Here is a 12,234-nt window from a genome sequence, read left to right as displayed (position 1 = left end):
CAGCCTGGAAAAGCTAAAACATCGGGGCCTGGGTGGCTGACATGGGAAGCGGGGACAAGCCCCGTGACCGACCAGTCATGGCGTCGATCCGCGGGAACCGCGAATCGACGCCGATGTCGGCTCAGAGCCGGCGTTTGCGGTTGAGCGTCGGTATGGTGGTTTGCGGAATTTCAACCTGTTTGGCCTGCGCCGAAGTCTGGGCCGCCAGCGCGGCCAGGGTCGGCTGACTGAACAGCGTGCGGGCATCAACGTGCAGCCCGGCCTGACGCATGCGCGCCACCAGACTGACCGCTAGCAACGAATGCCCGCCGAGTTCAAAGAAGTGGTCGTTGCGCCCGACCTGCTCCAGTTGCAGCACCTCGGCCCAGATCCGCGCCAGCCGGATTTCGACTTCGCCCTCGGGCGCCTCGTAGCGACGACTGAGCACCGCCTCCGCCCCCGGTGCCGGCAAGGCCTTGCGGTCGACCTTGTCGTTCGGGGTCAGGGGCAATGCGTCGAGCTTCACGTAAGCGCCCGGCGCCATGTACTCCGGCAAACGCTCCAGCACGTGGGCGCGCAAGGTTTCGATGGGTGGCGCGTCGAAGCCTTCGCGTACGGTGAAATACGCCACCAGTCGTTCGTCGCGCACCAGCACCACCGCTTCACGCACCGCCGGATGCTCGATCAGTCGCGCCTCGATTTCCCCCGGCTCCAGACGCAGGCCGCGCAGCTTGATCTGGAAGTCGTTGCGGCCGAGGAATTCGAGGTTGCCGTCCGCCCGGTAGCGCACCAGATCGCCGGTGCGGTACAGGCGATCACCGGCCACAAACGGGCTGTCGATGAAGCGCTCGGCCTGCATGTCCGGCAAGCCCAGATACCCCCGCGCGACCCCGACCCCGCCGATGTGCAAGTGACCGCTGACACCGAAGGGCACCGGTTGATCGTGGACATCCAGCACATAGAGCCGAGTGTTGCTCAGCGCCTTGCCGATCGGCACCACGGCTTCCGGCACCGGTTGATCCGGTTCCAGCGACCAGCCGGTGCTGTCGACCGTAGTTTCGGTCGGGCCGTAGACGTTATGCAGACGCACCCATGGCAGGCGCTCGCGGACGCGCCGGGCCAGTGCGGCACTCAGCTCACCACCACCATTGAGCACGTCGGTCAGGCTGGTGCACTGACTGACATCGTCCTGCTCGATGAACTGTTGCAGCAGCGCCGGCACGAACTTGACCACGGTGATCTGCCGTTCGCGAATCACCTGGGTCACATAGGCCGAATCGCGGTTGCCGTCGGGACGCGCCAGCACCAGCCGCAGGCCGGAACACAGCGGCCAGAAAATCTCCCACACCGAACTGTCGAAGCTGAACGGCGCCTTCTGCAACAGCGCGCCGTGCTCGGTCGGCGGGCTGATCTGCGAGCCCCAGTGCACCATGTTGCAGGCGCTTCGATGCTCGATCATCACGCCCTTCGGCGTGCCGGTGGAGCCCGAGGTATAGATCATGTAGGCCAGATTCGCAGCGCCCAAACCCGGTACTTGCAGATTGTCGGCGGACGCGTGCTGCCAGGTGCAATGGTCGAAATCAATGACCGGCACACCCGGATCGCCCAACAGATTGCGGGTGGCGTCATGGACCAGCACCGCCACCGGGGCGCTGTCCTGCAGCATGTAATGCAGGCGCTCCAGCGGATAGTCGGGATCCAGCGGCACATACGCGCCGCCCGCCTTGAGAATGCCGAGCAGGCCGATTATCAGATCCAGGCTGCGCTCAACACAGATCGCCACCCGGGAATCCGGTTGCACACCTTGTTCACGCAAATGATGGGCCAGACGATTGGCCCGTTCGTTCAACTGGCGATACGTCAGCTGTTGTTCACCGGCCTGCAAGGCGATGGCGTCAGGTCGACGTTGCACCTGCTGCTCGAACAAGGTCTGAAGCGGCTGATCGATCGGGCAATCGACTTCACTGGCATTGAACTCGACCAGCAGTTGTTCAAGCTCCGCCGCCGGCAGGATCGGCAAGCGATTCAGCAACTGTTGCGGGGTTTGCTCAAGGGCATCAACCAGCGCCTGCAACGCGGTTTGTACGTAGTCGCCGATGCGCTGGGCGCCGATGCTCAGCAGGGTTCGCGTGGTGATCTGCAAGGCGCTGCCCAGATCATCGACGCTCAGGGTCATCGGGTAGTTGGTGCGCTCTTCGTTCTCCAGGGTCTGGATCCCTTGCCAGGCTGGGTCCGACGCCGATTCCTGCACCTCAAGGTCGGTATGTCGATAGTTGAGCAACGCACTGAACAGCGGTGCCGGCGACGCAACGCCGCTGCAACGCTGGGCCAGCGCCAGTGACGCATGTTCGTGCCCGAGCAGGTCGGTCAGTCGGGCGTGGGTCAGCAGCACGGCATCGCGCACACCCCGGTCGATGTCCACCCGCAGTGGCAAGGTGTTGATGAACACCCCGAGCGCCCGATCCGCACCCTCGCCGCCTTGCATCCGGCCCATAAAAACGCTGCCGAACACCACATGTTCCTGCCCCGACGTCGCCGCCAGCACCTGCGCCCAGGCCAGGTGAATCAGGCTGGCCACGCTGACGCCAGCCTGTCGCGCCTGAAGGCGCACGCGCCGGTCCAGTTCAGGTGCAAGCGTGCGCACGGCTTCGTCGATGCCGCGACCGTCACCCTGCACATCCTGCAAACCGAACGGCAGGGTCGGCTCGTCGATGTCGGCGAGCATTTCGCGGAAGAACGCTTCATGCTCCTGCTCGCTGACACCGAGTCGGGTCTGGGCCACGTAATTGCGATACGGCACCGCTGGCGGCAGCGGTTCATCGAGCCCCAGCAGGTTGGCACGCATTTCATGGCGCAAGACTTCCAGGGCGATGTGATCCAGCGCCAGATGATGGAACAACAGAATCGCCACGATCCGCCCGAGGGCTGGGTCGCGGGCATACATCAGCCGGATCAGCGGCGCCTGACTGACGTCGATGCGATAACGCCGGGCATCGAAGCGCGCGTGCAGTTGCGCGAGGACATCGCCCCCGGCCGGATCGAGGGTGATTTCCTGCACCGGCAGTTCGGCTTCGCGCCAGACCACCTGCACCGGGGTGGTCAAGCCCTCCCAGACCACCGCAGTGCGCAGGATGTCGTGTCGCGCCATGACCTGACGCAGCGCGGCCGCATAGGCCTCGACCCGCTCGACGCTGTCGAACGCCAGTTGCGATTGCAGCAGGTACGGATCGCCCTGCGCGGCGGTGATGTGGTGATAAAGGATGCCTTCCTGCAACGGTGCCAGCGGATAGATGTCCTGCACGTTGGCCGCCCCGCCCGGCACGGTGGCGATGATCCGGTCGAGGGTGGCTTGATCCAGCTCGACCAACGGCAACAGGTCCGTGGTGATCTGCGTGCAACCCGGCGGAATACGATTGGCCGGCACTTCGACTTCGCGACCACTGCCCACCGACGCGGCCAGCGCCGCCAGGGTCGGCTGGCCGAACAGCACGCGCACATCGCTGCTCATGCCGAGCTGACGCATGCGCTCGATCAGGTTGACCGCCAGCAACGAATGCCCGCCCAGTTCGAAGAAGTGATCGTGACGCCCTACTCGCTCGACTTGCAGCACCTCGGCCCAGATCTGCGCCAGGAGGATTTCGACGTCACCTTGCGGAGCTTCGTACTCGCGGCGGATCAACGCCTCCGGCCCCGGCGCCGGCAGCGCCTGGCGATCCAGTTTGCCGTTGGCCGTCAGCGGCAACACCTCCAGGCGCACGTAAGCCGAAGGCAGCATTGCGCTCGGCAGACGGGTTTGTAGATGGGCATGCAGCTGCATTATGTCCAGCGTTTGATGTTCGGTGAACCAGGCCAGCAACTGCCCGTCGCGCACCTGCACCACGGCATCGCGCACCGACTCATGGCTGTTCAACGCCGCTTCGATCTCGCCGGGTTCGATGCGCACGCCACGGATTTTCACCTGATCGTCGTTGCGGCCCAGATACTCGATGTTGCCGTCCGGGCGCCAGCGTGCGAGGTCGCCGGTGCGGTACATCCGCGCGTTGGGCTGGTTGCTGAATGGATCGTCGAGAAAGCGTTCGACGGTCAGCTCCGGCCGGTTGAAGTAACCCCGCGCTACGCCGGCACCACCGACGTACAACTCACCGGGAACGCCAATCGGCACCGGACGCTGTCGATCATCCAGCAGATAGGCCGTGGCATTGCTCACGGGTTTGCCGATATGCAGCGTCCGCCCCGGTTCGACTCGGCCCGAGGTGGCGACCACTGTGGCTTCGGTCGGGCCATAGTTGTTGATCACCGCGAACGTCTGCTCGCGATTGAACTGACGCAGACGATCGCCGCCGATCAACAGTGTGCGCAGGGTCGGGTGTTCGAGGTGGCGACTGAAGGCGTACTCGGCAATCGGGGTCGGCAGGAAACTCACGTCCAGCGGTTGCGCACGCCACCAGTCGAGCAGCGCGTCAATGTCTTCGCTGCCGTCGCGGGACGGCGCCAGGTGCAGGGTCGCGCCGACACACAGCGCGGGCCAGACCTCCCAGGCCATGGCGTCGAAGCCGAAGCCGGCCAGGCTCGAGGTGTGGCGACCCGCGCCCAGGTCGAAAGCCGTGCAATGCCAGTCCACCAGATTCGACAGGGTCCGATGTTCGACCATCACGCCTTTGGGCTGGCCGGTGGAGCCGGAGGTGTAGATCACGTAAGCCAGATGCGCGGTGGTCAGGCCCGAGACCTCGGGGTTGAGATCGTTGACCGGCCAAGTGCGCGAGTCGATGTCGATCACCGGCACATTCAGCACCGGCAGACGTTCATGCAGATGGCTCTGGGTCAGGACCACGACCGGCGCGCTGTCGCTCAACAAATAGCTCAGCCGTTGCGCAGGATGCGCCGGATCGACCGGCACGTAACCGGCGCCGGACTTGAGGATCGCCAGCAACGCGACCAACGTGTCCAGCCCTCGGCGGGCGACCAGCGCCACGCGGTCATCGGGCTGCACACCGAGGCCGGTCAAGTGATGGGCCAGGGCGTTGGCCTGTCGGTTCAGCTCGGCATAGGTCAGCCGTTGTCCCTGGAATTCTGCTGCCACCGCATCTGGGCGCGCCGCCGCTTGTGCTTCGATGCGCTGATGGATGGTCAGCTCGTTGGGGTAATCCGCGCGCGTGTCATTCCACTTTTGCAGCAGCGTCGATTCGGCTGGCAGGTTCAGACTGAAATCGCCCACCGCCAGCGAGGTGTCTTCAAGCCCCTGCTCCAGCACCCACAGCAATCGCTCGCACAGCGCCGCGATTTCGTCCGCGTCAAAGTAGGCCTCGTTGTACACCATGTACAAACTGTCCTCGTCATCGCCACGGCTGCTCAACAGGTGCACGGACAGCGGCGTGCCCTCTTCGTGGTTTGACACTTTGACCACCCGTCCCCGGGCCTCTGCGTACCGGTATTCATGGGCGTCCCGCTCGTAGGAGACGGTCACTTCGAACAGCTGTGAACGATCCTCGCGCAGCAGACCCAGCGCGCGGTTCATCTCACTCAGGGGAAAACGCTGATGGCGGAAATCCTGTTTCAACTCATCACGAACGGCCTTGACCAGTGCACTGAACGCCAGCTCGCGCCCGAACCCCATGCGCACGGCGCTGACCTGAGTGAACAGCCCCAGAGTCGACTTGAAACGGGCTCCGGAACGATTGAGCAATGGCAAGCCCACCACCCATTCATCACGCTGGCCAATGCGGCTGAAATACACATGCATCGCCGCCAGCAGGAAGTGCAACGCCGAAGCCCCGTACTCGAGGGCCACCTGTTTCATGCGTTCGTGAAGGCGTGCCGGAAAGACCTGCGAGAAAATCCGCGTCGGTGCCGGCGCGTCGGCAAAGCGTTCCTGATAGCGCGGCAACAACAGCGGTTCGGGAAGATGCCGGTATTTGTCCAGCCAGTACGCACGGTCACGCGCATAGCGGGCGGACTCGTAATACCGTGCGTCGTCATGAATGAAGTCGACATAGGACGGCGCCGAATCCGGCGGCAGTCGCCCGAGCGCCAAGGCGTTGTAGATCTCGCCGAGGGACTTGAGCATTTCGCCAAAGCCCCAGCCATCGACAATCAGGTGGTGGGCCTGGAGCGAAAACCAATGGCAGCGATCTTCGAGACGGATGAGGCAGAAACGGAACAACGGCCCGCCGTCCAGCGTGAACGGCTGTTCGATGCGCGCCTGAGTCAACTGGCGCGCCGCAACCTCGGGCTCGGGATGGGCACTGAAGTCATGGAACGGCATCGGCACCGGCATCGATGGCGCAAAACGCTGCAACGGCAGACCGTGCTCACCGGCCCCCAACAGCAGACTGGTGCGCAGGGCGTCGTGCCGGGCCACGAGGCCTTCAAGAGACGCTTGCATCAACGCAGGATCAAGGGCACCGGTCAGTTCGACGTAACCACCGATGTTGTACACCGGCGAATTCCCCTGACGCACTTGATCGAGCCAGATATCACGCTGGGCAGCCGTCAGCGGGAAGGTTTCGGAAATCGCGGACAGACCGTCCGCCGCATCGGCAGCAAATTGGTTCATAAGATCCGTCTCATGTGATTTGGCGCGTATTCAAGCATCGGCCCCGAAACCCGCATGACACGTGAAACCCGGACAACTCCCCCCTCCTGATGCTGCCCTGCGGGCTGACTGGGCCCGACCCGCCGGCCATCCCTCCAAAAAATCGGAACGAAATGGCTGAAAATCCTGTAGGACAATCGCCATCAACTTGCGCTGACTACGACTTTGCAATCGTGGGACTTGACGCTCTGAAGCCGTTTTCGGGGTTCTCACTGGAACGTACAGATACGTCCTACATGCCTGTAACCTTCCGACTGACAGAAACGTGGCGCCATTAATCCGGAGTTAGTGGCACTTTGTGTCCCCGTTTTCCCCTACAGACGTAGGACAAATGTATAGGCTTAAATCCGGCTGCAGATCGATTTCAAGGAGAAATGATGGATTGGCGGCTTCACAGGTGTATGCACGGCAGATGATTGGGCAATGGCTTTAAATCAGGGATGACAAGGATATGAATCTGACCGGCAGTCTTCGCAACATGGAAAACCCGCATTTCTACTGGCAACTGGGCGAGTTGATCGCCAGTACGGGGAATGAACGATTCGCCTCCAACATGTTTCAGTTGGTCGACACCCTGGTGCCGGTCAACCGGGTGGATCTCAGCGAATGGACACTCGACGAGCGCCAGGCCAGCGTTGTCGAGATCAAGGCCCTGGGCAGCGCCGGTTTGCCGGATACCTTCCCTCCCCCGGACCCGCTGCAATGTCAGGACGATCATCCGCTGTTACAGAAGATGATCGAGATGAATGACTCGCTGCTGATTCAACTCAAAGCCTCGCTGCAGCAACGACACCCGCACCACAGCGTCCACCAGTGCAACCTGGTGTCACGCACCTCTAACCGTCGCTGTGTCATCTCGTTCTGTCGCCCTCACACGCACCGGGTGTTTTCCCTGCCGGAGCTGTCGTTTCTCAAAAGCCTGTCCGACACCCTGCTGCCGTTGATCGAGCGTCACGCGCAGATCCGTCGGCAAATCCTCGCCCGACAACCGCGCCCACTCCAGGCCGATCAGGAGCAGACACCGTTGCAACAGGTGTTCGACGAGCGCCTGGCGTTGGGCGACATCACCTTGTCAGTGCGTGAGAAGGAAGTCTGCCTGGGCCTGCTGACCGGCGGCACCGTGCCGCAGATGGCCGAACGTTTGAGCGTCAAGAACAGCTCGATCGAGACTTACCTCAAACGCGCCGCGGCCAAACTCGGGGTCAGTGGGCGTCACGGTCTGGCGAAATGGATGGCCGGGGCCTGATCCGGCGTTTTCTCATTACGGGCGTTCGCGCCCACTCCTGTTTGTGAACGAGGCTGTTTGATGTCCAGGTTGCCGATCTCCATGCTGTCCATGGCGTTGCTGATGGGCGGCTGCTCGCTGATTCCCGATGACCAGCGTCCGGCGTCACCCAGCGCGGCGCAGTACCCAAAAGGCCCCGCTTATCCTGCGTCAACCCAGACCGTGACCGCTGTCGAGGACTGGCGTGGGCTGTTCAATGACCCTGCGTTGCAGCAATTGATTGAAAGCGCACTGGTCAACAACCGTGACCTGCGCGTTGCGGCACTGAACGTCGAAGCATTCCAGGCGCAATACCGCATTCAACGCGCCGATCTGCTGCCGGCGGTTTCAGCCAATGCCAATGAGCTGCGCCAACGGGTGCCGGCCAGCGTGACCAGGACCAAAGGGGCAATCACCTCGACCTACTCCGTAAACCTCGGCATCAGTGCCTACGAGCTGGACTTCTTCGGCCGGGTTCGCAGTCTCGGCGAACAGGCGCTGTTGACCTGGCTGTCCACCGAAGAGGCCCGGCGCAGTGCGCAACTGAGCCTGGTGACCAACGTCGCCAACGCCTACCTGACCTGGCGCGCTGACCAGGAATTACTGGCCCTGGCCCAGGAAACCCTGGCCGCCGACGAGAAAAGCCTGCACCTGACCACCCGCAACCGGGAGGCCGGCAAATCATCGGCGCTGGATCAGATCCAGGCGCAGACCAGCGTCGACAGCACTCGTGCCAGCCTCGCCCGCTATCAACGCCAGGTCGCCCAAGACTTGAACAGCCTGACACTGCTGGTAGGTGCGCCGGTTCCCGAAACGCTCCCGGCGCTTGCGCTGGACAGTGATCTGGTGGCGCAAGTACCGGCCGGGTTGCCGTCGGATCTACTGCAGCGCCGGCCGGACATTCTCCAGGCCGAATACAAGCTGAAAGCTGCCAACGCCAATATCGGCGCAGCCCGGGCGGCGTTTTTCCCCAGTGTCAGCCTGACTGCCAATGCCGGCACATCGAGTCGGGACCTGTCGGGACTGTTCAAGGGCGGCTCCGGTGCCTGGACATTCCAGCCGCAGATCAACCTGCCGATCTTCAACGCCGGCAGCCTGCGCGCCAGCCTCGATTACGCGAAGTTGCAGAAGGAGATCACCGTCGCCGAATACGAAAAGACCATTCAGACAGCATTCCAGGAAGTCTCCGACGGCCTCGCCGCTCGGGAGACCTATCAGCAACAGCTTCAGGCCCAGCGCGATCTGGTACAGGCCACCCAGGACTACTACAACCTGGCGCAGCACCGCTATCAGACCGGGGTCGACAGCAACCTGACCTTCCTCGATGCCCAACGATCGCTGTTCAGCTCCCGGCAGGGCCTGATCACTGACCGGTTGGCGCAACTGGTCGCACAGGTGAACCTTTACACCGCGCTGGGCGGAGGCTGGAGTGCTGATGAGGCATCAAATCTTCAGTAACTTTATATATACGATGTCAATAAATGGCGTTGCCCACTATTCCATATCGGTCTGAATAACTGTCAGAAGTGACAGTAGAAGATAAACAGAGTGGACTCATATGCTCCCTTTACTCGGAAGTTGCCGAGATCAACGAAGGGAGCACATTCCATGGCGGATAAATTCACTCAGTTCTTGCCCTATGACATCGAGGGTTTCGACCCCGCGACCAAGACCCTTTCCCTGGCAAAGGTCAGCCCCCCCGGTGCGAGGATTCAAACCCTGGCTGGCGCAAACATAGAACAACTTATCTTTACCGGAACCAACACCTCAGTAGATCTGCACATGACGAATTTCCTGGGTACTCCGACGATGGAATGCACACTTCCCCTGTGGTTTCTGATGAACAACCTGGGCGCTGTCGTCAATTGCCTGTTCCGGTCATCGCCCAGTGGGGTTGTTATCGCTGACGATATGAAAATCATCCCTTGATACAACTAGAGAGATGCCCCCCCCTCACCCTGCGTCATGTTTTCTTACACCTTTTGTCGGCAGATCTGACATCCATCGGTGATCAAAAACCGACCTGCCGGTTCATTTTGGTATCATGCGCCGCTTTTACGGTTAACCCCCCGCCTGTCTTGTCGACCGGCGGGCTGCAAAGGGCGGTATTAGATGACGGCTTTGTTGACTCGCCGCAAGGTGCTTGCGGGAATGGGTGTGCTCGGTCTGGGCCTGCTCGCCGGCTGCGACACCCGCGGCCAACTGTCGTACAAGTACGGCAAGGATCTGAGTGACAAGATCCTGGGACGCACCTTCAAGCTCAAGGACACCGAAGGCAACACCGTGACGCTGTCGAGCTTTCGCGGCCTGATGCCGATGATCTTCTTCGGTTTCACCCAGTGCCCGGCCGTCTGCCCGACGACGCTGGCCCGCGCGGCAAAAATCAAGAAGCTGATGGGCAAGGACGGCGACATCTTGCAAGTGGTGTTCATCACCCTCGACCCGGAACGCGACACGCCGCAAATCCTCGACACCTACGTCAAGACCTTCGACCCAAGCTTCGTCGCCCTGTACGGGACCCTTGAGGAAACCAAGGCAACCGCCAAGGAATTCGACGTCTTCTACGAAAAAGTCCCTGCCGGCGACACCTACACCCTGTCGCACACGGCCACCAGTTATGTCTACGACACCCGCGGCAACCTGCGCGTGGGTCTGTCCCAATCGCTTTCTGCACAAGAGTGTACGGAAGACTTGCTTACCGTCATGGAGGTCTGCTGATGAACCCTTTTCTGAACAACATCAAACGTGCCGCACTGGGCCTGTCCCTGCTGGGCCTGGCTTTCCAGGTTTCGGCGCAGACCACGGTCGATGATGCCTGGGTCCGTGCAACCGTTCCAAGCCAGTCGGCCAGCGGAGCGTTCATGACCGTTACGGCCGACAGCGACAGCAAGCTGCTCAACGTTGCGTCGCCGGTGGCCAAAGACGTGCAGATTCACGAAATGACCATGAAGAACGACGTGATGAGCATGGGCCCGGTCAACTCGGTCGACTTGCCGGCCGGCAAGGCTGTGAAGTTCGATCCGAATGGCTACCACGTGATGCTGATGGGCCTGAAAGGTCAACTGAAGGAAGGCGACAACGTGCCGCTGACTCTGACCGTGGAAAACGCCAAGGGCGAGAAACAAGCCATCGAAGTCCAGGCGCCGGTGCGCTCGCTGACCAACATGGAAGGCCACGATCACAGCAAGATGCATTGATCTGACTGAGCGGTAAAAAAGGGGCGGCCCGATCGATGATCAGGCCGCCCCTTTTTTTGAGCATGTGCTCGCACCCGTAGCTTCAACGCCAACCGGTCTTGCCGCTCAACAGCGGTTATTCGATATTTCGAGCCAGCGCATCAAGAACGACGTCTCGCTGGTATTGCTGAGTGATCATCCTCTCGACATGCCTTGCAAACCCTGCACTCCAGCGTTTCTTTCGTACGACTTTGCCTATACGCAGGAACACATAAAGTGCTGGCGCCGCCAACAGCCCCCAGCCATCGATATACCAGCCCGCCACGAAACCGAGTAACACTGAACTCCAGAGTTCCAGATTGAAACGCTTGGTTTCGACCAGAGCCTTGTAGAGTTCTTCTGGTCCACCGAGCAAGTGACCAAAGTCGTTGCGCGCGTTGTACAGAAATACATTGGTTGAGGCGCCCGTCACTTTGTTCTGGCCACAGAGGATGTAGACCTCATCATCCGGATGCACTTGAAAGGTCAACGATGAAACGTCGACCGGATATTCATCACCATTATCCGCGCGGACCCAGATGATCCCTTCGACCCGTCCGCGGGGCTCACTGAGCCGGTCAGCGCGTACGACCACCCCTTCCCAACTCCAGAATTCGATCTGGACGCTGCCGTAAATGTAATCTTTCATGCCTGTCCCTTGGTGAATCGATATTCCGGATAATCCAGGCGCTGCAAGCGCCCGGCCGTAGAGCTCCGAGGTCGCCTCCCCCTGACTGACTGGCAGGTTGTGGAACAGATCCCGCAACAGATCAGCCTGTGCAGTCCGGCCCCATTATCGATCCTGACGCACGCCCGTCGGCGTCGAAGTTCGCTCACGGCGCACGATTATTCCTCTGAAGTCATCGAACTCGACGAGGCGCTTTCCCCAGGTGAACGCTTGCATGCCTGCTCCTTGAGAGTTCCACGCTGGACGACGTGCAAAGGGAAAAGCCGTCGGTTTCGAATGCTACTGAGTGGCTATTTCCCTGTCCAGAAACGCAGCCGGCGTGGGCCTGGGGTTGCAGACCTTAAACAGCCTGAAACAATAAATTTGCCGTCGCGCCCCCCCCCGTCCATTCGCCGCTATCGGGCTGACACGAACGCCGTTCAGGGTTTCAAGCCCAATTTGTCGCATACCGGAGCAGATCAGCCATGTGTTTAAAAGGGCGATCAGACAGCCCACC

7 protein-coding genes are annotated in these 12,234 nt (G+C 61.3%); 5 read left to right on the top strand and 2 right to left on the bottom strand.

From position 1 onward, the window contains the following. Positions 1-121: 121 nt before the first annotated feature. The gene (locus tag NE357_RS11355) at positions 122-6,532 is read right to left on the bottom strand and encodes a non-ribosomal peptide synthetase (protein WP_169429922.1); all 6,411 of its coding nucleotides are present in this window, start codon (positions 6,530-6,532) and stop codon (positions 122-124) included. Between the two features lie 490 nt (positions 6,533-7,022). Between NE357_RS11355 and NE357_RS11350 the strand changes: the two genes are divergently transcribed. The 5 genes from NE357_RS11350 (at position 7,023) to NE357_RS11330 (ending at position 11,032) form a co-directional block, all read left to right on the top strand. Continuing rightward, positions 7,023-7,817 carry a helix-turn-helix transcriptional regulator gene (locus NE357_RS11350; RefSeq protein ID WP_169429921.1) on the top strand — a complete coding sequence of 265 codons (795 nt, stop codon included), beginning with the start codon at positions 7,023-7,025 and terminating at the stop codon, positions 7,815-7,817. A 60-nt stretch (positions 7,818-7,877) separates the two neighbouring features. Beyond that, positions 7,878-9,293 (top strand): efflux transporter outer membrane subunit, encoded by a 1,416-nt coding sequence (locus tag NE357_RS11345; RefSeq protein WP_169429920.1) that lies wholly within the window; start codon positions 7,878-7,880, stop codon positions 9,291-9,293. A gap of 150 nt (positions 9,294-9,443) precedes the next feature. Continuing rightward, positions 9,444-9,764 carry a hypothetical protein gene (locus tag NE357_RS11340; RefSeq protein WP_169429919.1) on the top strand — a complete coding sequence of 107 codons (321 nt, stop codon included), beginning with the start codon at positions 9,444-9,446 and terminating at the stop codon, positions 9,762-9,764. Between the two features lie 183 nt (positions 9,765-9,947). Then, positions 9,948-10,553 carry an SCO family protein gene (locus tag NE357_RS11335; protein WP_169429918.1) on the top strand — a complete coding sequence of 202 codons (606 nt, stop codon included), beginning with the start codon at positions 9,948-9,950 and terminating at the stop codon, positions 10,551-10,553. Next, positions 10,553-11,032, top strand: a complete 480-nt coding sequence (locus NE357_RS11330) for a copper chaperone PCu(A)C (RefSeq protein WP_169429917.1) — start codon at positions 10,553-10,555, stop codon at positions 11,030-11,032. Before NE357_RS11335 ends, NE357_RS11330 begins: the two co-directional genes overlap by 1 nt. 115 nt (positions 11,033-11,147) lie before the next feature. Here the strand turns inward: NE357_RS11330 and NE357_RS11325 are convergent, their stop codons facing one another. Continuing rightward, on the bottom strand, positions 11,148-11,699 hold the full coding sequence (locus tag NE357_RS11325) for a hypothetical protein (RefSeq protein WP_169429916.1): 552 nt from the start codon (positions 11,697-11,699) through the stop codon (positions 11,148-11,150). Between the last annotated feature and the right edge of the window lie 535 nt (positions 11,700-12,234).

The sequence above is a fragment of the Pseudomonas sp. G7(2022) genome, from assembly GCF_052660475.1.
Note: the sequence above shows the minus strand (reverse complement) of the source record. Positions and strands in the feature narration are given on the sequence as shown.

Bases quoted from the DNA above. Each gene is read 5' to 3' on its own strand.
- NE357_RS11355 (WP_169429922.1), bottom strand. From the start codon at position 6,532: ATGAACCAATTTGCTGCCGATGCGGCGGACGGTCTGTCCGCGATTTCC.
- NE357_RS11350 (WP_169429921.1), top strand. From the start codon at position 7,023: ATGAATCTGACCGGCAGTCTTCGCAACATGGAAAACCCGCATTTCTAC.
- NE357_RS11345 (WP_169429920.1), top strand. From the start codon at position 7,878: ATGTCCAGGTTGCCGATCTCCATGCTGTCCATGGCGTTGCTGATGGGC.
- NE357_RS11340 (WP_169429919.1), top strand. From the start codon at position 9,444: ATGGCGGATAAATTCACTCAGTTCTTGCCCTATGACATCGAGGGTTTC.
- NE357_RS11335 (WP_169429918.1), top strand. From the start codon at position 9,948: ATGACGGCTTTGTTGACTCGCCGCAAGGTGCTTGCGGGAATGGGTGTG.
- NE357_RS11330 (WP_169429917.1), top strand. From the start codon at position 10,553: ATGAACCCTTTTCTGAACAACATCAAACGTGCCGCACTGGGCCTGTCC.
- NE357_RS11325 (WP_169429916.1), bottom strand. From the start codon at position 11,699: ATGAAAGATTACATTTACGGCAGCGTCCAGATCGAATTCTGGAGTTGG.